The following is a 22,893-nucleotide window of genomic DNA, read 5'->3' as shown; positions in this document are numbered from 1 at the left end:
TCTCCTGCGCACTGCCCGATGCTCAGCCGTTCGTCCGACCAGACCCTCACCGAACAGCTCGCCAGCCACTTTGCCGAGCGCATCCGCAGCCGGCTGTTGCCGCCGGGCAGCCGGCTGCCCTCGGTGCGTGAATGCGCGCGCCGGCACGCGGTGAGCCCCTACACGGTGGTGGCGGCCTACGACCAGCTCCAGGCCCAAGGGCTGGTCGAGGCCCGGCGTCATCGGGGCTACTTCGTCCGAGAACCGCGGCCCGAGCCGGTGCGCCCTGTGCCGGATGCCGCGACCGCCGGCGCGATCCGCAGCAGCGCCCCTATCGATGCGGCCACCCTGATCCGCGGCATGCTGCAGCGCATGCCGCACCGCAACGGCCCCGCGCGCAACGACCCGGGCCTGGGCGTGCTGCCGCCGTCTTGGTTGGAGACGCCGATCTTGGGCGCCGCGCTGCGCCGGGTCACGGCCTCGGCCAGCTTGCAGGCGTTGTCGCTGCAATACGGGGAGCCTGCCGGGGATGCGCTGCTGCGCCGAGCGCTGTCGCACAAGCTGGCCGACCTGGACATCCGCGCCGATGCGAGCCAGATCATCACCACCGTGGGCGCCACCCATGCGCTGGACATCGTCTGCCGCACCTTGCTGCGGCCAGGCGATGCGGTGATGGTGGACGAGCCGGGCTGGGCCGTGGAGTTCGGCCGGCTCTCGCAGATGGGCATGCGCATCTTGCCCGTGCCACGCCGCCCCGAAGGCCCCGATCTGAGCGTGATGGAAGCCTATGGCCGTGAACATGCGCCCAAGCTCTTCATCACCGTCAGCGTGCTGCACAACCCCACCAGCGCCAACCTGTCCGCCCACAGCGCGCACCGCCTGCTGGGTCTGGCCGAACAGTTCGGTTTCCACGTGGTGGAAGATGACACCTACGGCGACCTGGCCCCGGTGCATGCCACCCGTCTGACGGCCCTGGACGGACTGCAGCGCACGCTGTACGTGAGCGGCTTTGCGAAAATCCTCGCCCCGAACTGGCGGGTCGGCTACCTGGTGGCGCCGCCGGCGCTGGTGGAGCGACTGATCGACACCAAGCTGCTGACCACGTTGACCACCCCGTCGATCCTGGAGCAGGCCCTGGCGCTCTGTCTGGAACAAGGCCAGATCCGCCGCCATGCCGAGCGCGTGCGCGAGCGCCTGGATGCGGCCCGATCGCGCAGCGTGCAGTTGGCGCAGGCCGCCGGCTGCCGCTTCGCGGCCGAGCCCCAAGGACTGTTCGGCTGGGTGGACACCGGCGTGGACACGGACCGCTTGGCCCAGCGCATGTTGGACGAGGGGTATCTGCTGGCGCCGGGCTCATTGTTTCACGCCGTGCGCCGACCCAGCACCCTGATGCGCATCAACTTCGCGACCACCCAGGACGCCAAGGTCTGGGAAGACTTCATACGCATCCGCGACAGTGTGTGACCTCGGCAGGACAGGCATGGACCTGCCGATCCCCCTTCGAGAGGATGGAAAACGCCACGGACCTTGAAGTACATTGAGGGGCGGCTGTACGTGCTGCTGCGACGGCGCGGCAAGCCCCCAGGACTCCAGCTGCCCGGCATCGCACCGGGCGGCCTTGCTGCTGATGGACGAATCGACCCTACCGCTTGGCGAGCCGGAGCTGATGCGCGCCAGCGCTTTTCAGCGCTATCTCGACGAGCTGGACAAACTGCCGCCGCTGGCCGGAACCGACCGGTCGCGGTTGGCTTCGCTCAGCCCCTCGCTGCTGGCCGATTTGGAACGTTTCGAGCATCGCGCCAACGGCACCGAGGTGCTGGAAGTGTTGGCGGCCTGTCTGCGCCATGCCCAGCAGGTGGTCGTGCATCTGCAGGCCGGCGGGGTGGTGGTGCCGGTGACCGTGTTCCCGCATCACCGGCTGTACCACTGTCCGGCCGACCCCCAGGTGTATCTGATGCAGCGCTTGGCCTTGCTGCGGGTGATGCGTGTGGAGCCAGCGATCCTTCGGCCCCCAGGGCACGACGAGCCGCGACTCATCGGCGCCTACGATCATTACCATCCGATCGGGCCGCTGCTGTGGATGCTGGCGCTGCATGGCAGCCGCGCCGAGCTGCTGCCCGAAATCGCCGGCAGCGCGTGCTATCGCACCACTCCCGGGCTGGATCTGCGCAGCCTGCCGGTGGACGGGGTGCACCGCGCGGTGATCCGTCGCATGCGCGATCAGCCGCTGTCGGTGCGCGACATCGTCGACTTCAGTGGTCTGCGCCCGGAAGCCGTGGCGCGCCTGCTCAATGCGTTGTACCTCCAGTCCGGGCTGATCGTCAGCCGCACCTTGCCGCGCCCGAGCGATTCCTGGCTGGCCGGGCTGGGACTGCGGCGGCGCGACGGATAGCGCGCGCTGCCCGTCAGCGCGCGCTCAGCGCCTCCCAGCGCTCGAGCGCCTCCATCAGCAAGGCCTCGATCTGCTCGTAGCGTGCCTGCACCTGCGCCACCCGCTGCGGGGCTTCGGTGTAGAGGTTCGGACTGGCCAAGAGCTCGCCCAGTTCTTTCTGCTCGGCTTCCAGCGCCTCGATGCGCGCGGGCAGTTCATCGAGTTCACGCTGCTCTTTGTACGAGAGCTTGCGCGCGGGCCTGCCCGCCTGCGCGGGGGGCGGGGCGGGCGCGGGCTTCGGGGCGGGCGCCGGCGGCGGGGCCTGCAGGGCCCGACGGCGTGCACGCTGTTGCACCCAGTCTTCGTAGCCGCCCTCGTACTCGCGCCACTGGCCCGGGGACTCGTCGCCCTCCCAGGCGATGGTGCTGGTCACCACATGGTCGAGGAAGCGCCGGTCGTGGCTGACCAGGAACACGGTGCCCTCGTAGTCCTGCAGCAGCTCTTCCAGCAGCTCCAGCGTGTCGATGTCGAGGTCGTTGGTGGGTTCGTCCAGCACCAGCACGTTGGCCGGCCGCGCGAACAGGCGGGCCAGCAACAGCCGGTTGCGCTCGCCGCCGGAGAGCGACTTCACCGGCGAGTTGGCCCGCTCGGGCGGGAACAGGAAGTCCCCGAGATAGCTCATCACATGCTTGCGTGTGGAACCAATCTGGATCCATTCGCTGCCCGGGCTGATGGTGTCGGCCAGGCTGCGTTCGAGGTCCAGGGCCTCGCGCATCTGGTCGAAATAGGCCACCTGCAGCCGGGTGCCCAGGCGCACCGTGCCGGCATCGGGCGCCAGCTCGCCCAGGATGAGCTTCAGCAGCGTGGTCTTGCCCGCGCCATTGGGGCCGATCAGGCCGATCTTGTCGCCACGCAAAATGGTGGCCGTAAAGTCGCGCACGATGGGCCGCCCGTCATAGGCCTTGCCGACATGCTGCAACTGCGCCACCAGCTTGCCGCTGCGCTGGCCGGCGTCCACGTCCAGGCGCACGCGACCGACGGCCTCGCGGCGCTGCGCCCGCTGCTGGCGCAATCGCTCCAGCCGTGCGATGCGGGCCGCACTGCGGGTGCGACGGGCTTCCACGCCTTTGCGAATCCAGGCTTCCTCCTGGGCCAGCAGCTTGTCCGCGCGCGCATGGGCCAAGGCTTCATCGGCCAGCTGTTGGGCCTTGAGTTGCTCGTACGCCGTGAAGTGGCCGGGGTAGCTGCGCAGCACGCCGCGGTCGAGCTCGACGATGCGCGTGGCCACCGCATCGAGAAACGCCCGATCGTGGGTGATCAACACCACGGCACCGCGGAAGCCACGCAGCAGGTCTTCCAGCCAGGCGATGGCCTCGAGGTCGAGGTGGTTGGTGGGCTCGTCCAGCAACAGCACGTCGGGCTGGGCCACCAGGGCCTGCGCCAGCGCCACGCGCTTGCGATTGCCCCCCGACAGGCGATCGACAACGGCCTGCGGCGACAAGCGCAGACGGTGCAGCGTCTCTTCGACGCGCTGCTCCCAGGTCCAGCCGTCCAGGGCCTCGATGCGGGTTTGCAAGGCGTCCAGGTCCTCACCGGGCGCATGCGCCTCGTAGCGCTGGCGCAACGCGCGCACCTCGGCCAGCCCTTCGCTGACCGCATCGAAGACACGAAGCCCCGGGGCGAACACCGGCTCTTGCGCCACATAGGCCATGCGCAACCCCTGCTGCACTTGCAGCAAGCCATCGTCGGGCTTGTCCAGCCCGGCCAAGATCCTCAGCAGCGAGGACTTGCCGGTGCCGTTGCGGCCGATCAGGCCGATGCGCTCGGCAGATTCGATCGACAGGCTGGCGCCGTCGAGCAAGGCCACGTGACCATAGGCCAGGTGGGCGTTGGTAAGAGTGATCAAGGCCATGATGCGGATGGATTATCCTGCGTGCCACGCCTGCAGAATCCGCCTTGATGCCCACAGGAATCGAACCCATGCCCTTCCATCGTTCCGTGCGCGGCAATGCCGCATTCGTCGTGTTGATCGTGCTGCTGGCCGCCGCGGCGGCCTGGTGGTGGAACCAGCGCCCTCATGCCTCGGCAGCGGTCGCGCCGGCCGAGCCGCGCGCCGTCACGGCCCGCGGTGATCTGGCCGCCGACGAACGCAACAACATCGAAGTCTTCCAGGCGGTCTCGCCTTCGGTGGTGCACATCACCACCTTGCAAACCGCCACCAGCCTGTTCTCGCTGGACGCCATGCAAGTGCCCAGCGGCACGGGAACGGGCTTCGTGTGGGACGAGCGTGGTCACGTGGTGACCAACTTCCACGTGATCCAAGGCGGCAATGCCGCCCGCGTGACCCTGGCCGATCAAAGCAGCTACCCGGCGGCTTTGGTGGGCGCGTTCCCCGACCGGGACTTGGCCGTGCTGCGCATCGATGCGCCGCGCGAAAAGCTCAAGCCCATCGCGTTGGGCGAGAGCGCCAGTTTGCAAGTGGGACAGAAGGTCTACGCGATCGGCAATCCCTTCGGGCTGGACCAGACGCTGACCACCGGCATCGTCAGCGCGCTCAACCGCGAGATCGAATCGGTGACGCGCCGGCCCATTCGCGGGGTGATCCAGACCGATGCGGCCATCAACCCGGGCAACTCCGGCGGGCCGCTGTTGGACTCGGCCGGCCGACTCATCGGTGTCAATACGGCGATCTATAGCCCCTCGGGGGCGAGCGCGGGCATCGGTTTTGCCATTCCGGTGGACGAGGTCAACCGCGTGGTGCCGCGGCTGATCCGCGATGGGCGCTTCATCCGGCCCTCGCTGGGCATCTCGGCCGCTCCGGATCGCTTCGGGCAGGCCTTGGGTCTGCCTGCCGGCGTGGTGGTGGTCGATGTGGCTGCCGACAGCCCGGCCGCGCAAGCCGGGCTGCGGCCGTTTGCCCGGGCCGGTGACGGCAGCCTGGTGGCCGGCGATGTGATCCTCGCCCTGGGGGGGCAAGCAACCCCCACGCTAGACCGTCTGCTCGAAGCGCTGGAGCAGCACCAAGTCGGCGATACCGTCACGCTCAAGCTGTGGCGCGCGGGTCAGGAACGCGAGGTGCAGGTGCGCTTGGGCCTGGGGTCCTAGGGCTTGGCGCCGCTCAGGCGGTACAGGCTCGCTCCAGGGCATCAATGAACACCCGTGCCACCGGGTAGCCGGTTTGTTGTTCGATCTCCTGGAAACAGGTGGGGCTGGTCACGTTGATCTCGGTGACGTGCTCGCCGATGATGTCCAGGCCGACGAGCAACAGACCGCGGGCGCTGAGCACGCGGCCGATGTCACGGGCGGTTTGGCGGTCGCGGTCGTTCAGCGGCTGGGCCACCCCCTTGCCACCGGCGGCCAGGTTGCCGCGCACCTCACGGCCCTGGGGAATGCGTGCCAGCACATAGGGGACCGGTTCGCCGTCGATGATCAACACCCGTTTGTCGCCAGCGACGATCTCAGGAATGAAGCGCTGGACCATCACCGTGCGCTGGCCATGGGCGTTCAAGGTCTCGATGATGCTGCCCAGGTTCAACGCATCGGGCCCGACGCGGAAGATGCCCATGCCCCCCATGCCATCCAGCGGCTTGAGGATGATCTGGCCATGCTCGGCATGAAAGCGGTGGATGTCCTGCGCATCCCGCGTCACCAGGGTGGGCGCGACGAACTGCGGAAACTCCATCACCGCCAGCTTCTCCGGGTGATCGCGCAATGCCCGTGGGCTGTTGAAGACGCGCGCGCCCTCGCGCTGGGCTTGCTCCAGCAGATGGGTGGCGTAGAAGTATTCGCTGTCGAAGGGCGGGTCCTTGCGCATCAGCACCGCGTCGAAGTCGGCCAGCGCAGCCGGTGCGGCCGCCTCGGCCGCGTACCAGGGCGCACCGGCATCGCCCACTTGGCCCGTCAGGCGCAGCCAGCGCACCTGCGCCATCACACGGCCACCACTGCGCCAGGACAGGTGGCGCGGCTCGCAGGCCGCCAGCCGGTGCCCGCGCGCGGCCGCCTCGCGCATCATGGCATAGGTGCTGTCCTTGTAGGTCTTGAACTGGTCGAGCGGATCGGCAACGAAAAGCAGGTTCATCACGGGTGTCAGGATCGGGGGACGCCAGTCCGGTAGTGTTGCACCATCAGCGCCAACGTGCCGGCCACCACGCCCCAAAAGGCCGACCCCACGCCCCACAGCGTCACGCCCGACAGGGTGACCAAGAAGGTGACCAGCGCGGCCTCACGATGGGATTCGTCTTTGACGGCGGTGGCCAGTCCGGCACCGATGGTGCCCAGCAGGGCCAGGCCGGCCAAGGCCCACACCAGCTCCCGCGGCACCGCGGCCAGCAGACCGACGACCGCGCCGGCCACACAGGCCACCCCCAGATAAAACACCCCGGCCATCACGCTGGCCATGTAGCGCCGCTGGGGGTCGGCATGGGCCTCGGGGCTCATGCACAGGGCTGCGGTGATGGCCGCCAGATTCAAGGCGTAGGCGCCAAAAGGCGCCAGCACCAAGGTGGCCAGACCGGTCCAGGTGATGAGCGGCGACACCGGTGTGTCGTAGCCCGCCGCCCGGATGGCCGCCACCCCAGGCAGGTTCTGTGAGGCCATGGTCACGACGAACAGCGGCAAGGCCACGCCGATGAAGCCCTCCAGCGTGAACTGTGGCGTGGTCCACACCGGCCAGGCCAGCGACCACTGCACGGCCGAGCCGTGCAGCTCGCCCAGCATCCACGCGCCGATCAGGCCCACGGCCAGCACGCCCGGCACGGCATAGCGGGGCCAGCAGCGACGGCCCAGCAGGTAGACCAGGAACATGGCCAGCACCAGTCCGAACTGGGACTGCAGGGCAAGAAATGCCTCCATGCCGAAACGCGCCAGCACCCCGGCCAGCAAGGCCGAGGCCATGGCCGCGGGGATGCGGTTCATCGCTCGCTCGAACAGGCCGCTCAGGCCCGACAGGGTGATCAGCACGCCACAGGCGATGAAGGCGCCCGTGGCTTCGGCCATGCCCAGGCCGCCGGCGCCGGCCGAGGCCGCCAGCACGGCCGCCCCCGGTGTGGACCAGGCCGTCAGCACCGGCTGGCGATACCGCAGCGACAGCGCGATGCTGGTCAGCCCCGTGCCCAGCCCCAGCGCCCAGATCCAGGAAGTGGTCTGCGCGGGCGTCGCCCCCAAGGCCGAGGCGGCCTGGAACACCAGGGCCACCGAACTGGTAAAGCCCACCAGCACGGCCACGAAACCGGCGACCGCAGCCGACAACGATCCGTCTTGCAAGACACGCATGACTCTGTCTGCCTCATCACGAAAAGCGCAAGCCCGGGCGTCGGCGGTGCGGCGCGCAAGCTCAACGTCAAAGCGCCACCTTGGCGCCCAGCTCCACGACGCGATTGGCCGGCAGATGCAGGAAATCGGCCGCGGCCGAGGCGTTGCGATGCAGGCTGGCGAAGAGCTTGTCGCGCCAGCCGGCCATGCCCGAGCCCAGCGAGGGCACGACGATCTCGCGCGACAGGAAGTAGCTGGTGTTCATGTCGTCGAGCTGCACCCCCAGCGGCTTGAGCAACGCCAGCGCCTCGGGCACGTCGGGTTCGTTCTTGAAGCCAAAGTGCAGCACCACTTGCCAGCAATTGCGCCCCAGCGGCTGCACCTCCACGCGCCGGTCGAACCCGATCCAGGGCACCTCGTGGTGGCGCACGGTCACGAAGAGGTTGGTCTCGTGCAACACCTTGTTGTGCTTGAGGTTGTGCAGCAGCGCATTGGGCGTGACCCCGGTCTCGGCGCTGAGAAAGACGGCCGTGCCCTCCACACGGGTGGGCGGGCTGGCGAAAACGGCCTCCAGAAAGGCCGGCAGCTCGATGGCCTCACTGCGCAAGCGCTGGGCCAGCAGGCAGCGGCCGCGCTGCCAGGTGGTCATCACGGTGAACATCACCAACCCGATGGCCACTGGGAACCAGCCGCCGTCGAACAACTTGAGCGCCGTGGCCGAGAAGAACAGGACGTCCACCGCGAAGAACAAGGCCGTGGCCCCCACACACAACCACCAGGGATAGTGCCAGGCATAGCGAATCACGAAGAAGGTCATCACCGTGGTGATGAGCATGTCGATCGTCACGGCGATGCCATACGCGGCGGCCAGCTCGCCGCTGGAGCCAAAGCCGATCACGGCCGTCAGGATGCATAGATACAGGCCCCAGTTGACCGCCGGCACGTAAATCTGCCCGACCGCACGGGCCGAGGTATGCAGGATGCGCAGCCGCGGCAGAAAACCCAGCTGGACGACTTGCTTGGTGACCGAAAAGGCCGCCGAGATCAGCGCCTGCGAGGCGATAACGGTGGCGCAGGTGGCCAGCAGGATCAGCGGCAGCAGCGCCCAGCGCGGGGCCATGCCATAGAACGGGTTGCTCACCAGCTCGGGCTGGCTGAGCAACAAGGCGCCTTGCCCGAAGTAGTTGAGGACCAGCGCGGGCATGACCAGGCCGAACCACGCCAGCCGGATCGGCCGCCGCCCGAAATGGCCCATGTCGGCATACAGCGCCTCGGCGCCGGTCACGCACAGCACGATGGCCCCCAAGGCCAGAAAGGCCGCATCGGCATGGTGCAGCATGAAGCCCACGGCATGGTGGGGACTCAAGGCCCACAGCACCTCAGGCTGGCGCACCAGCTGCGACAACCCCAGCCCGGCCAGCACCAAAAACCACAGCACGGTCAAAGGACCGAACCAACGCCCCACGGCCCCCGTGCCATGCCGCTGCAACGCGAACAAGGCCGTCAACACCAGCAGCGTCACCGGCACGACATAAGGGTGCAAGCCCGGTGCCAGCACTTCCAGGCCCTCGACGGCCGACAGCACCGAAATGGCCGGCGTGATCACGCCATCGCCGAAGAAGATGGCCGTGCCGAAGATGCCCACCAGCAGCAAACCGCGACGCAGCCGGGGCCGATCCTTGACCGCCTGGGATGCCAGCGCCAACAAGGCCACCAGGCCGCCCTCACCGTGGTTGTCGGCCCGCAAGATCAAGGTCACGTACTTCAAGGAGACGATCACGGTGATCGTCCAGAACATCAGCGACAAGATGCCCAGCACGTTATCGGGCGTGACCTCCAGCCGCCCGTGGGTGAAGGTTTCTTTCAGGGCATACAACGGGCTGGTGCCAATGTCACCATAGACCACGCCGATGGCACCCAAGGTCAAGCCTGCCAGGCCGACCTGCTTGGAGGAATGGGAAGGAGACGACACGGGCGTTCGTCGCAGAACGAGGCTGGAGGCGGATTGTGCGCCGCCGCTGGCGCAGCGTCACCGAGGCATGTTGCGGCGCAGCAACGATGCGGCCGTCGCAGAGGCTTCAGTCATAGGTCTCGGCATTGGGGTCGGTGGCCTCCAGTTCATAGCTGGCCGCCAGCATGGCCAGCCGGGCGATGACGCCGTACATGTAGAAGCGGTTGGGTGCACTGGCGCCGGGCTTCTCCCCCGGGCGCGGCAAGTGGGACGACTCGGCAAAGGCCAGCGGCACGAAACTGGCCCCTGGTGAGTTGAGGTTCTCGTCGATGCCGCGCTCGGCATGCACGCGATAGAAGCCGCCCACCACGTAACGGTCGATCATGTAGACCACAGGTTCGGCCACGGCCTCGTTGATGCGTTCGTAGGTGGGCACGCCTTCCTGGATGAGCACTTCGGTGACCGACTGGCCGTCCTTGATGACGCTCATCTTGTTGCGTGTCTTGCGGTTCAGCTCGGTGAGGTCCTTGGCGTCGCGCACCGTCATGATGCCCATGCCATAGGTGCCGGCATCGGCCTTGACGATCAGGAAGGGTTTCTCCTGGATGCCGTATTCCTTGTACTTGCGGCGGATCTTGCCCAGCAACGCATCGGCATGGCTTTGCAGGCAGTCCAGGCCCTCACCCTCGTGGAAATTGACCTTGCCGCACTGGGCGTACATCGGGTTGATCAGCCAAGGGTCCATGCCCAGCAGCTTGGCGAACTTCTTGGCCACCTCTTCATAGGCGTTGAAGTGGTTGGACTTGCGACGCACCGCCCAGCCCGCATGCAGCGGCGGCAACAGGTATTGTTCATGCAAGCCTTCGAGCACCGGCGGCAGCCCCGCCGACAGGTCGTTGTTGAGCAAAATGGTGCAAGGGTCGAAGTCCTTCAGGCCCAAACGACGCTTGGTGCGCACCAGCGGCTCCAGCGTGAGGGTGCTGCCATCGGGCAGGTTCAGCGTGGTGGGCTTTTGGATGGATTCGTCCAGCGTGCCCAGGCGCACGTTCAAGCCGGCCTGGGTGAAGATCTGCATCAGCCGCTGGACGGCCATCAGATAGAAGGTGTTGCGGGTGTGCTTTTCGGGCAGCAGCAACAGGTTCTTGGCCTCGGGGCAGATCTTCTCGATGGCCGCCATGGCCGCTTGCACCGCCAGGGGCAGCATCTCCTCGGTGAGGTTGTTCCAGCCGGCCGGAAAGAGATTGGTGTCCACCGGCGCCAGCTTGAAGCCGGCGTTGCGCACGTCCACCGAGGTGTAGAACGGCGGCGTGTGCTCCATCCACTCCAGGCGGAACCAGCGCTCGATCGCCGGCATGGACTCCAGGATGCGTTGCTCCAGCTCGTTGATGGGGCCGGTAAGCGCCGTGATGAGATGCGGGACCATGGGTGCAAAGCCTGTCGGAAGTCCTGGAAAGCGGCCAAGGTTGGGATTCTACGAGGGCGGCCGATTCCGCGCCGGCTCGCTCCGGCCGTCAGCGTGCTCCCACGGCCGGCGCCATGGGGTCGGGGCCGGCGCTCTCCAAGTCGATGCGCGGCAGCACGACCTTCGGCGCACGCGCCGGCTGGAACTCGACCACCGTCCAGCCCTCGGCAGCCCCCAGGCCGGCCGGGTCATCACGGCGCACGCGCCATTGCCAACCGGTCGCATCGCCCAGGCGGCCGAGCCGCTCGAGACGTTCGAGCCATTGCTCACGCCGCTGCACGCCGCCTTGCGACAGCACCGCCTCCACCGTCAGACAGGTGGCCGCTGCCCAACGCACGGCCAAGGGCTGCGGATCGCGCCCAGCGTAGGGTTGAGCCATCCACCAGCGTGCACCGGCGGTCAATTGCGGCCGTCCGGCCGAAGGCACGAGCCACCAGCCGGGGCTGGGCGGCAGCCCCGGCGCCCACCACAACGCGGCCTGCCCCGGGGGCGGCTCGGGACGCAGCAACCGTGTCCATGACAAGGGCCGCCCACTGAGCCGCCACACCCATTCGGCCAAGCGCTGCAGCGACTCGGTGGGCGCACCGCCTGCCTGCGGTGCGGCCCACACGGCAAGCGCCGCCGACGTCGGCGGCGCTTGCTGTTGCCAAGCCAGCACCAGCGCCAGCGCCCTCGCCCAGGTGCCACCGAACAGCCACTGCGTGCCCGGCCGTGCCGGCTCCAAAGGATCGGCCACCAAGGGAAACAAGACGGGCAGCTCGAACGCACCCGCACCGGCCGTCGGGGGCTGCCAGCCTCGCCACGGCGGCGCCAGGGCCGCCACCACTTGCCGATCTTCGGCCCACGCAGCCCAGAGGCGCTGGGCCTGCGCCGCATCCGACGCGCGGCGCACCTGCACCTCGGCGCGCGCGCCCAGGCGGTCGTGCAAGCAGCGCTGCAGCCGTTCATGCACCTCGCGTTCGATGGCCGGCGCCTGACCATCGTCGAGCACGAGCATCGCCAGCGTGGGCACTGGCGCGGACACCGGCTGCATGACCAAGGACGACACATGGCCGATCAAGGACTGCAGCGCCTCCTCGCTCAGCTCGAAGCGCGGCATCGCCGCGGACAAGACCCGGCCGTTGGGGCCCAGGCCATGTCGCAACGCACGCTCGAAACGCGCCCGTGCCTCGGCCAGCACCGACGGCTGCGTCGACGACCACTGCGGCCACCGCAGGGACGCGGCCGCCCCTTGCGCCTCGCCGACAGGCTGACCATGCACGCCGTGGCAATTCGCGCAGGCCACCGCGGCCCCTCGCAGCACGACCGATCCCACCGTCGCTTGGCGCGCCACCAGTTCCACCGTGCCCGTCGGGCCATGGTGCACGCCACGTTCGTACAAATCGCGCCCCATCTGCGGGCTTTGTGCCGCCGCCGTGACGCACCCCAGCGCCAGCAGCCCAGCCGCCCAGCCGGAGAGTGCGCCATTCATGAGGCTTCGAGCAGACGAGTCAGGTGCAGCGCCAGGGCCTGCGGGCTGAGATCGGGCCGCAGCTTGGCCCAGCGCGCGGCGCGGGCCTTGCCCGCGATCAGCGTGGTGGCATGGTCATCGGGCTGGGCGCTCCACAGTCCCAAGCGCTGCAACACGGTGGACACGTCGGTCGGCTCGCCGGTCAGAAATCTCCATCCCGGCCGATCCACGCCAAAGCGCTGCGCAAAGCGCTTGAGCGCCGGCGGATCGTCATGGAGTGGATCGACCGTGATCGACAAGAACCAGATGTCCGCGCCGAAACGCTCACCCAAAGCCTGCCGGGTGTGGTCCAGGCGCTGCACGATCAGGGGACAGGCCGACGAGCAGCCGACGAACAAGGTGCTGATCAGCACCGTGCGCGGCGCCAGCAAATCGGAATACATCGCATGGGCGCGCCCGTCTTGATCGATCAGCCGGGTCTCGGTGAACCAGGCTCGGCTGCGCGCTTGGCGATCTGACACGACATCCCGGGAAGCGGATGCGGGCCCAGCGATCAGCAGCGCAGGCCAGCCCAGCACGGCCGCGGCCGCCGTCCGCAAACAGCCGCGGCGTTCGAGACGGGCAGCGGCTCGCATGCTCAGGCTCCAAGGCGCTGGCGCACGGTGGATTCCAGCGTCTGCAGGGACGGAAAGCCGACGATGCGCTGCATCTGCCCGGGCCGCCCCAACAGCATGAAGGGGCTGTGATCGGCCGGCGGCCCGCGATCGGCCCCCAGGGCCTCCAACACCCCGAACACCCGGGGCGGATCGCCCGTCAACCACCACCAATGGGGCCCCGGACCGAAAGGCTGGGCGAAGGTTTTCAGGCGTTCAGGACTGTCGGTCAAGGGGTCCAGCGTGATGGAGATGAACACCAAGGCCGAGCCCATGTGAGCCCGCAAGCGCTCTTGCAAGGCCGCCAGCTGCGCCGACTGCACGCCACAAAAACTCGTGCATGCCGTGAACACGAAGTTCAGCAAGGCCGTGCGGTCTTGCCACACCTGGCTGAGCAATCGCACCCGGCGGCCATCCAAGTGCACCAACTCGACATCGCGCAACGCGACGGCCTGGGCCTGCCCCACCAGCCCGCAGGCGGCGAAGGCCGCCACCTGCTGCAGCCACAGCCGCCGCGAGATGCGGCCGCACGGTGCGTGGGCCGCCGGGTGCGGGTGCGAGCGGGGCGACAGCATCGACAGGAGTCCTTCACTTCGGTTCATGGTCCTCCCGCTGAAAGCTCACGTAGGGCCAGCGCGTCGGCGCCTGCGGCGGCGGCAAAGCGTGCACATACCACAGGCCCGGCCACAGCTGCGGCAGCGCCGCCTGGTACTGCCCTGGCGCGCTGGCCTGCGCAGGCACGGTCAGCGCCGGCTGTCCAGGTTGAAACAAGCGCAGCCACAAGCGAGGCGGCAGCTGGTCCTCGGGCACGCCGTGCAACTGCACCACCAAGCGATCATCACGCTCGGGCAGGCTTTGCCATACCAACTGCCAGCGCAGCGGCGGCCGCTGGGCTGGCCCCAACGGCACTCGCACGCAGTACTGGGTGCGTGGCCGCTCGATGGCCACGGCCAACCACATCTCGGTCAGGTGGGCCGGCACGACGAACTGTTGCTCGAACACGCCGGTGTCGACTTCGCGCAGCCCGCGCCGCACCAAGCGAACCGCCAGCAATTCATGCCCTTTGGCCGACACGCTGCCCGACGGCGCGTTCATGCCTTCCATGTAAGCGAAGATGGCGTTGTCGGCCGGGCTGGCCGCAAAGACCCCGGCCCCATCGGCCATGATCGCCAGGGCCGAGGCCAGCGGCCGCTCGGGCCGACGGCTGGCCGGGTGTTCGCCCAAGGGCACCGTCTGCACGCGGGGGCGTGTCTCCAAAGCGGCCAAGCCGATGAGCGTCAAGCTGGCAGACTCCAGCGTCCGCACGTAGGCATGGCTGGGCGTGAAGGCGATCTCCACGGGGCGCCCGGGCACCCGGATGCGGTGAGCCAGCCGCGCTGCGGACAGGTCCAGCACGGTCACTTCGTCGGTGGTTGGATTGGCCACCATCAACCACCGCCCATCGGGCGAGATGGCTTGCGCGCCGATGCCCGCCCCGACCGGCACGGCCGACAGTGGTTGACCCCGGTGGTCATAGCTGCGCAGCAGCCCGTGGTGCGTATCGGCCACCCAGAAGCGACGCCCGACGGCGTCGAACACCACCGACACCGGCGCGGCCTGTGCGGGCAAGGCCTCCCGTCGCGCGATGCGATCGGCCGTGGGATCGACGAACACCACCTGGGCCGCATCGGCTTGCACCACGGCGACCCAGCCCGCAGGGTCGAATGCCCAGTCCACCGCGCCGTATCCCAGGGGCAGCCAACGCATCGTGCGCGGCGGCTGCGTGTCGATCAGTGCCACGCCACCGGGGCCTTGGTTTGACGCCCGCGCCACGCCCACCCAGACGCGCTGCCCATCGGGTTGGAGCCGCACCCGCCCTGGCGGCCCCGGCAAGGACACGCCCGGCTCGGGCTGCAGCGTCAGCAAATCGGCCACGGCCACACTGGGGGGGTTCGGTATGCTGACGAACAGACGGCTGTCTTGCGCGTCGGCCGCCCAATCCACCCCCGGGCCCGGCAAGGGCAGGCTCGCTTTCAAGCTGGTCTTGCCGGCAAACACGGTGCGCGGGTCGAGCACGGAGATGCTCGCATCGGTGTTCAGAGCCAACACGTCATACCCGTTGAAATCGATCACCGCCTGCGGATTGAGGCCGCTGGCACGCACATAGCGCCGGATGCGTTGTGCACAGGCGGCCTCCTCGGTCGGGTGCTCGGCCTCGGCCTTGCCGTCTCGAGGCTCGGCCGTATCGATCCAGACCCCGGGCAAGATGCGCGGCAAGGCCTGCCCATCGGCCTGGCTGCGCACACGGATGCGCAGGCGCGCCGTCCCCCCCGGCCTCAAGGCCGCCCCATCGAGCGCTTGCAGCTCCAGCCCGAGGCGCAGTCCCGCGCGCTCGACATCCTGCGCCCAGCGATGCGCCTCGGTTTGCGCCCGTCCCAGCGTCATGGCCCCGCCGACCAGCCCCACGACGGCCGCCACCCGCAGCCACGAGCCCCAGCGCATCCCCATGCAACCGCGTGTCATGGCCCGGCTCAGTGACATGTCACGGGCAAGCCCAGGCGCAGTCCGGCTGGCAAGGGCTGTCCTTCCACCCGGACCAAGCTCCACAAGCCGCTGGTGATGCCATAGCCACCGATGTCTCGCACCAAATAGTCGCCCGGCACGCCTGCCATGCCACCGGCCGAGGGCAAAACCCAGTCGAAATGCGCCATCGGGGTGATGCTGTCCTGGGCCCCCAGAGCCATGCCCAAGGCATTGCGCCCCATGCACTGGCTGGGCGTGCCATGGTCGGGCGGCACGGAAGCGGCGCGATGCAGCCCGCCAAAGCCGGGCACGGCGACGACATGCTCGGCCAAGTAAGGGTCGCGCTGCCACACATGGCCATGCAGCACCGAGGTGGTGCCACGCCCCACGCCAGTGGGCATGAGCATGCGCAAACGCATCGGTTCATGGGGCCGCACCCGCAGCAGCGGCGTGTACGGGTCGCCCAAGGGTTGCGCCGTGCTGGTAGATGGCTGCTGCGCATCGGTGCTGCAGCAGGCATTGCTGAAAGCCTGATAAGCCCAGCGCAACCCACCAAAGCCCTCCCCAGGGCCAGGGTGGCTCACGCTGGGGCCGCGGCCGAAGGGCGCAGAGGGCTCCACCCCATGCCGGAACCACAGCGGCTCGGTGGCGTAGTTGATCGCCATCTGACCCGCATCGTGCGCATCCTCCGGCGCCAAGCGATCCATCGGGGGACGCTGGGCCGTCTCGCGCTCGGCAGACAACGGGCCGACCGCACCGTGATGTCCGTTGGCCGGATACTGGCCGTAGCGCAGATTCAGCCCCTTCTGATGGACCAAGACCAGCTCGCGGAACACGCCCCAACGCAGAGGGTCCGAGGGCTGCGAGCGCCCCATCGGATGCAACACCGTCGCCGTGGCACGGCTGCGCCGCCAGCCCGGGGTTTGCTGTCGGTCGGGCACGGTGTCTTCCCGCGTTTCCCACCAAAGCGCCTGCCGCGGCTCGACCACCAAGGCGCCCACGGCGGCTTTCTGACCTTGTTTGATGCGGTCTGGTGGCGTGAGATTGGTGCCGCCGAACTCGATGGGGACAAAGCGGCACACCTTCTCGTCGGTGGACACCAGGTGGGTGGTCTTCTCGCTCAGCAAGCGTGCGTCGCCGTCGCGAGGGTACCAGCCGAACGCGCGCGCGAAGGCTTCGCTGCCCAAGGCATCGGGGTCCAAGCCTGGCACCAAGTAGGCCACGCTGTCAGTGAGATCATCGGCCACCTCCAGAGCTTGCTGCGAGGTCCAGCCCGCGCCGGCGAGCACCTCGTTGACCACGCGGCGCACCGGCTCGCGCATCGATCGAACACAGGCCAGCCGTCGCTCATAGGCGCGCACGCTGCTAAAGGCCTGCGCCGGGGCATAGGTCGGCGCCATGTCCGACCGCCCGAGCTCTTGCAAGCGCGGGTCGTAGGTCTGCAAAGCGCGCACGGCCTCCTGCGGCAGCGGCGGCTCCTGAGCTTGGCCCGGCAGCGCCGACTCCAAACAAGCGCGCACCTCGGACAAGTCCAACAGAGCCGTCCAGGTCTTGAGGATCACGCCAGCGAACTGCTCATCGGACAGGCCCGCTGGCGGCGGCACCTTCAGGCGCAACAGCTCGGGATGCACGCGCGGCAAGACCCGGCGCAACACCGCCAAATCGGCCGGGTCCACCCGCAGCGTCGGCGCGGGCCCTGCCGTCGCAGGCCGCCGCGGAGCCTCTTCCACCGTGGCCGGCAATGGATCGTCCTGCACCTGGGGGGACAAGCGCTGCTGCAAGCGTGTCAACAGCACTTCCGGTGTGAACAAATGATTGGGGGGCCGCAAGCGACGAAGCCCTCGTGGGGTGTCGCGCAGCTGATCACGCAGCAAGTTCAGCAGCTCGAAGCCCGCGCCGCCGTCCGGGGCCGGCGGACACACCCGCGCCGCCTCAGCCGCCGAGGCGAACTGCAAATCGCCGGCATACCACTTGTACAAGATACTGTGGCCGGGCGGCACCACGGATTCATGGTTGACGCCCACCACGTTCCCATCCCCCCAGTGCGGCACGTAATGCACCATCTGCGGATGCAAGCCGATGTGACGAGACGGCCGCACATGGTTGTTGTTGAACGAGGTGAAGGCCGATGCGCCAGCGCCTTCGTCACGAGGCACCAGCAGGCTCAGCGTGGTGAAGCCGGGCAGATCGGGCATCGGCCCTTCGCTGGGCGGTGGCAGGCGGTTGTCCAAGCGCACCTGCACGCACTCACCGGCGGCCGCGCGCAGCACGATCGGCTCCACCGGCGCCTGCGCATTGAGCCGGCCGGTCTTCGGGTCGATGTCTTCGTGGCGCACCAACAAAATGGCGGTGGGATCGTGCAGGGGGCCAAGCCCGAAGCGCCGCGTCTCTTTCAGTGATCCTGGTGTTTCGATCTGCGCGGTGGTCGGGTCGTCGCCCTCATGGAAGATGTGGAGCGTGACCTCCAAACGGCGGGGGTTGTACACCAGGGTGCCGCCTTGCGGATCCAGAGCGGCCGAGGTGGGCAGTCGAACCCCAGGAACCGCGGGCAAGAGGCGCTGGGCCAAGCCGGCCACCAGGTGGTAGTAGCGCACCGGCGCGTCGGCCGGACACTCGTTGCCCAACATGCCGGCATCCTGGGGGGCCAGGACCACGGGTTTGGGCATGGCCGAGGGATCGTGCACCGACGGCAGCAGCATCAGCTGGTCTTGGTCATCCCGCCGCATCGGGTCGGCATCCGGGGCGGGATCGCGCCGTTGCAACGTCCGAATCACGCCCCAAGCACCATTCCACAAGCCATCTTGGCTGCCATCGACGGTGTACAGCCGGTCGGTCGCATTGACGCGCCCGTCTTCACCATGATCGGTGATGCGCATCGACAGCGTGAATTGCTCGGACAGGCCGATGTTTTGCCCGCCCCGCCACCCGGAATGCGGCGCCAGCCCAAAGCCGCTGCCGCCTTGCAGCCATTTCAAGGCATTGATGGCCGTGTTGTGTTCATGCTCATGCGATCCGGCTTGGATCTTGATGCGCACCAAATCGCCGGAATACGCCCGCAAAATCGGCGTGAACGGATCGCCCGGGCGCACGTCGTGCGTCAAGGGGGGGTAGGGCGCCTCTCCGTTGACGGTGTTCAGCGCCGCCAAGCGGCGATCCGTGCGCGTTTGGAAAGCAAAGGCCAAGTCCCCGGCGCGACCCGCCGCTTGCCGGCGCGTGGCCGGGTCGAACACACGGGCCGCCAGCGGCTCCTGGCGATAGTTGACCACCATGGTGCCCACGTCGTCGGCCGAGATGATTTCTGGACACGGCCGGGGCACTTGGGCCGGGGTGCGCCCCAGCACTCGTTCACGCACCTTGCCATCGGCATCACGCGTCTTGAGCACCACCGGCTCATCCTGCCCCGGGCAACGGGGTTCGAGCGCCACCACGTCGGGCCACAGCGGCTTGGCCGGCTGACGCCATGAGGGCGTGACCGCCTTGCGGAACGACTGCGCATCGGCCGCACGCACCACGCCCCGCTCGTCCACCCCACGGTACTCCCCCTTGCGGTAGGCATGCTGGAAATCGCCGAATTGCAAGAAGAACTCTCGATGCGGCTCGTGGGCTTGGGCGTCGGCCGGCTGGATGACCGCCTGCCAAGAGGTCGGCCCCCCGTCGCAGCGCCCGACCGTGGGCGCGCCAGGGCTGAACTCGCCACGGCAGTCGGTGCCGGGCTGGTCGCGGCTGTAGAGCAGCTCGCCGGTTTCGTTGTGCCACCAAGTCGAGCCCGGCGGCTCGGTCAGCATCGTGGCATACAAGCCCACTTGTTGATGGGTGGACGGGCCCAAATGGTCGTGCGTGAACGTGATGCCCAGGCCGCGGTGGCGGTGCTCTTTGTTGACGATCGGGTCCGAGAACCATCGTTGAATGGTCGTTCGTGCCCCCAGCCAGTCGCACACGCCGGGCAAGGCCAAACCGTCGGTATCGCGGTTGTGAAACGCCTCGTAGCCCTTTTCATCCCACAGCGCTTCGCAATGGCCCCATTGGAACGGCCCCTTGCGCCCAAAAAAGTAATGCGCACGCGGCTTCAGCGGATCGTGCGGGCCCACCAGCGGGGCCCCGGGGTCATGGGCGATCTGCCCGGGTGCATACGGATTGGGCACGGCCTGTGCCCCGGCGGCCCGGTTCCAGGCGTTGATCGCATGGATGCGCGAGCGCACCATGCCGGGAGAGAAGGTACCGTCTTCGTAATTCCAGCCATTGGCGCCACCGTCGGCGGCCACCAGGTCCCACTTGGGCAAATGGATGTGCTGGCCGATGACATCCGTGGGAGTTTTGACCTGGTAGTCGTCCATCTCGAACTCTTTGGGCACCAGGTTGGTGTGCAAATAACGCGCGCAGTCAAAAGTGTTCATGCGCAGCACCAACGGCTCCGGAGGACGCACCCGCTCGACTTGGGCCGCCCCTGGCAAGCTGCGCAACGCCGTGGCCAAGGTGGCATCCACGTCCTGCCACAAGGTCAGGATGCGCTGCTGGGGATAATGGTCGCCCAGCTTGTTGAAGGTCACATCCAACTGGATGTTGGCGCCTTTGAAGATGCGCGGCGTCTCGGCATTGAAGGGGCTGCTGCCCAAGTGGCGCAGGCCGTCGGCGCCGAAGAACAAGGGCGGCTCCGCGGCCGTCAAACGTCGCCGCCTGTCGTCGATGCAAGGGTCGAAGAACGGCGCCCCCGGCGTCGGCGGTGCGCCATTGGTTTCGAAGACCGATCCGGTCACCGTGCCGTCGGGCAGCACCGCGTGGCTGGCATGACCAGGCTGGGCATGGAACTTCATGGCCACTCGTTCCACATCGGTGCCCTGCTCCGGGAAAAACACCGGCTTGATCTTCTTCTCGTGCTTTTCGGCCGTCAGGCGGGTGAAGGCGAATTCGGCCTGGCTGCCGGCGGAATAGCCCTCCACCGCATGCCGCGGCAAGCCGCCGTCGAAGCCGCCCACCGATCGATCCATGTCCAGCGGCGGCGTCGGCGGACGCGAGCCCACCGTGGTTTCGATGCCAGCCACCCAAAACGGAAAGCCCGGGTTGCGATCACGCTCGATCACCCGCGCCAAGGAGCCTTTGATGCGCCCATCGGGCAATTTGCGCGGGTGCGCGACCACCTCCACCCGGCCGGGCATCGGCGGCAAGGCCTTGCCCGGCAGCGGCACCACGGCCGGAATCGGCGAGCCTTGCGCCAGTTCCCCATCGGGCAAGGCGCGTGCACCGGGCGCTGGCGTGCCATCGGCCAAGGCATACGGCCGCACATGAAAGCCCTCGCCCCACTGACTGACCTGCAGCCGCGTGCCCCACTCGAACGTGTCATGGATGCGCCACAAGTACCACATGCCTTGGGCGAAGTGGGGATAGTAGTGACAGTGAAACACCGCGTCGCCAGCGCTTTTGTTGCGATTGCCCGAGCCCCCAAAGGCGATCTCATAGGTGTAGCCCGAGCCCGGCCCAATGGCCTGCGCATCGATGTAGTTCGAGTTGTCGTCGTTCGGATTGAACAGCCACTGGTGGTTGTGCAAGTGGAAGATGTGCTGCTCTTTGCCGGAATGCAAATTGCGGAAGCGCACCGCATCCCCCAGATAGCTGTGATGCACATTGGCCGGGTCGGCGGGGTAAAACACGCGCTGCGCCTTGGGACCGAGCCGCTTGTGCTGCAGCGGCCGCTCGGCATCCTCGGCCTTGAGCGCCTCGAGCTTCTGGGCGCTGATGCCCACCAAGTCCGGGCCGGGCAGATCATGGGCCGGCGTGAGCTGCTCCAGCCCTATGTTGGCCGGGCGATCCACCAGCAAAGCCGGGTCTCCGACGGTGAACGAGGACAGAAAAAACTCCTCGAACGCGCAATCCACACAATCGTGCATCGGCCCCACGCCCAGACGGTTGGCAATCACCTCGGCGCCCACGCCCGCCGAACCGTAATTGATCATGAAGGCATCGCGCACCCCATGCAGTGTGTGGCCGAGCACCGGGTCCTCGAACAGCCCGGGGAACGCCTGGGCTGCGGCGTTCTCGTCATGGAAGACCGAGACGAACTCTCGAAACGGCTCCAGCCGATTGGGCAGGGTCGGGTTGCGCTGGCCCAAGCTCTCCAACGGATAGGTGTGCGGCGGGAAGCTGCCATCCTTGTTGGGGCCCAGCACGATGGCGTTGATGTCGCCATGCACCACACGCACGCTGCCGTCGGGCTCGGGTTGCGTCATGGCCAGAATCGGCAGCCCCGCCTTGCCCTCCAAGCTCCACGGCGCCCGATCGGGATAACGGGCTTCGTAATCGATGATCGGATGCCCGCCGGGCGTGCAGGCGCGCTGCGCATCATGCGCACAAGGCCGCACCGGCTGGCCGGCCAAGGCCGGATCTCCCAGCCAGCGGGTGGCCAAGCGCAGTTCCTCTTCGGTGACTTGCCCCCGATACGCACGGCCACCCACGGGCTGCACCGCCACCACGGCAAACAGCCCCGTCCCACTGCTGCCGGCGGTGCCTTCCCCGCCAAACACCGCGCCCGGATTGGTCACCAAGAAACTGCCTTCGGCTGGCGCACGAAACACGTACGTTCGCGACTGCCCGGGCGCGGCCAACGAGCCGGGGTTGCGCCCGACATACGAGGCATCCGAGGCGATCGAGCCAACCAACTCCAGGCCGTTGGGATGGAAGCCGACGAAGCGGCTGGCGACTTGGTCGTCGATGTCTTGGTTGGGGTCGCGCGAACGCGCGTCCATCGGATGCCCGTGCGGCAACAATTCGGGCTCGGGCCGATGAGCCTCGTAGGGATTGGACCGGGGTGTCAGCAAGTTGGTCAGATGCACCTGCAAGCACTGCCCCGCGTGCAGCCGCAACACCAAAGGACGCGGCCGCAGGTCCGGCCGCAGCGTCACCTTGCCCAGCAGTGCCTTCGGCTGCTTCAGTTGCGCCCGCTCCACCGGTCGGGGCACCCCTTTGGGGTCGCGCCAGACCAGATCGTGCGCCAAGGCATACATTTGCCAGTTGACGTTCTGCGCGCCCAGGCGGTTGAACACCATGGGCATGTCGATGGCCACGACCTCGGCCACCACGGTATTCCGTGGCGGACACACTGGATCCGCACGGACGGCCCCCCCAACGGTCCAGGCCATCGCCGCCAAGGCGGACACACCGGCCGCCTTCCATCGCCAAAAGCACGCCATGCCCCGTCCCTCCCCTCAAAGGTAGGTGATAGCACCTGCTGCTTCTTCTGCTTTTCTTATAGGTCAGGGCGCCGCAACCTTCAAAGCAAAAGCT

13 protein-coding genes are annotated in these 22,893 nt (G+C 67.9%); 3 read left to right on the top strand and 10 right to left on the bottom strand.

Features of this window, described 5'->3' with window-relative positions; genetic code table 11:
- Positions 1-18 precede the first annotated feature (18 nt).
- Entirely contained in the window at positions 19-1,443 is a 1,425-nt protein-coding gene (locus tag CTA01S_RS07995) for an aminotransferase-like domain-containing protein (protein ID WP_062194259.1), read from the top strand.
- Positions 1,444-1,606: 163 nt separating this feature from the next.
- Positions 1,607-2,371: a helix-turn-helix domain-containing protein gene (locus tag CTA01S_RS07990; RefSeq protein WP_062194496.1), complete on the top strand. Its 765-nt coding sequence runs from the start codon at positions 1,607-1,609 to the stop codon at positions 2,369-2,371.
- Positions 2,372-2,384: 13 nt separating this feature from the next.
- Here the strand turns inward: CTA01S_RS07990 and CTA01S_RS07985 are convergent, their stop codons facing one another.
- The gene (locus tag CTA01S_RS07985) at positions 2,385-4,262 is read right to left on the bottom strand and encodes an ABC-F family ATP-binding cassette domain-containing protein (RefSeq protein ID WP_062194255.1); all 1,878 of its coding nucleotides are present in this window, start codon (positions 4,260-4,262) and stop codon (positions 2,385-2,387) included.
- Between the two features lie 68 nt (positions 4,263-4,330).
- Between CTA01S_RS07985 and CTA01S_RS07980 the strand changes: the two genes are divergently transcribed.
- Positions 4,331-5,455: a S1C family serine protease gene (locus CTA01S_RS07980; RefSeq protein ID WP_062194251.1), complete on the top strand. Its 1,125-nt coding sequence runs from the start codon at positions 4,331-4,333 to the stop codon at positions 5,453-5,455.
- A 13-nt stretch (positions 5,456-5,468) separates the two neighbouring features.
- Here the strand turns inward: CTA01S_RS07980 and gshB are convergent, their stop codons facing one another.
- The 9 genes from gshB to CTA01S_RS07935 all read right to left on the bottom strand — a co-directional run bounded on the left by gshB (position 5,469) and on the right by CTA01S_RS07935 (position 22,766).
- Positions 5,469-6,428, bottom strand: coding sequence for a glutathione synthase (gene gshB, locus CTA01S_RS07975; protein WP_062194246.1), 960 nt, complete (start codon positions 6,426-6,428; stop codon positions 5,469-5,471).
- An 8-nt stretch (positions 6,429-6,436) separates the two neighbouring features.
- Complete coding sequence (locus CTA01S_RS07970) at positions 6,437-7,621, bottom strand: benzoate/H(+) symporter BenE family transporter (RefSeq protein ID WP_062194243.1); 1,185 nt, start codon at positions 7,619-7,621, stop codon at positions 6,437-6,439.
- 67 nt (positions 7,622-7,688) lie between these two features.
- Positions 7,689-9,572, bottom strand: coding sequence for a potassium transporter Kup (locus CTA01S_RS07965; RefSeq protein WP_019561836.1), 1,884 nt, complete (start codon positions 9,570-9,572; stop codon positions 7,689-7,691).
- Positions 9,573-9,678: 106 nt separating this feature from the next.
- Positions 9,679-10,974, bottom strand: a complete 1,296-nt coding sequence (gene gshA / locus CTA01S_RS07960) for a glutamate--cysteine ligase (protein WP_019561837.1) — start codon at positions 10,972-10,974, stop codon at positions 9,679-9,681.
- 88 nt (positions 10,975-11,062) lie between these two features.
- Positions 11,063-12,484: a serine/threonine-protein kinase gene (locus CTA01S_RS07955; RefSeq protein WP_062194241.1), complete on the bottom strand. Its 1,422-nt coding sequence runs from the start codon at positions 12,482-12,484 to the stop codon at positions 11,063-11,065.
- Complete coding sequence (locus CTA01S_RS07950) at positions 12,481-13,098, bottom strand: SCO family protein (RefSeq protein ID WP_062194238.1); 618 nt, start codon at positions 13,096-13,098, stop codon at positions 12,481-12,483. Before CTA01S_RS07950 ends, CTA01S_RS07955 begins: the two co-directional genes overlap by 4 nt.
- A 2-nt stretch (positions 13,099-13,100) precedes the next feature.
- Positions 13,101-13,691: an SCO family protein gene (locus tag CTA01S_RS07945; protein ID WP_062194233.1), complete on the bottom strand. Its 591-nt coding sequence runs from the start codon at positions 13,689-13,691 to the stop codon at positions 13,101-13,103.
- Positions 13,692-13,704: 13 nt separating this feature from the next.
- Entirely contained in the window at positions 13,705-15,618 is a 1,914-nt protein-coding gene (locus CTA01S_RS07940) for a YncE family protein (RefSeq protein ID WP_157451328.1), read from the bottom strand.
- A gap of 8 nt (positions 15,619-15,626) precedes the next feature.
- Positions 15,627-22,766 (bottom strand): cupredoxin domain-containing protein, encoded by a 7,140-nt coding sequence (locus CTA01S_RS07935; protein WP_157451327.1) that lies wholly within the window; start codon positions 22,764-22,766, stop codon positions 15,627-15,629.
- Positions 22,767-22,893 lie beyond the last annotated feature (127 nt).

It is taken from the genome of Caldimonas taiwanensis NBRC 104434, from assembly GCF_001592165.1.
GTDB lineage: Bacteria > Pseudomonadota > Gammaproteobacteria > Burkholderiales > Burkholderiaceae_C > Caldimonas > Caldimonas manganoxidans.
Note: the sequence above shows the minus strand (reverse complement) of the source record. Positions and strands in the feature narration are given on the sequence as shown.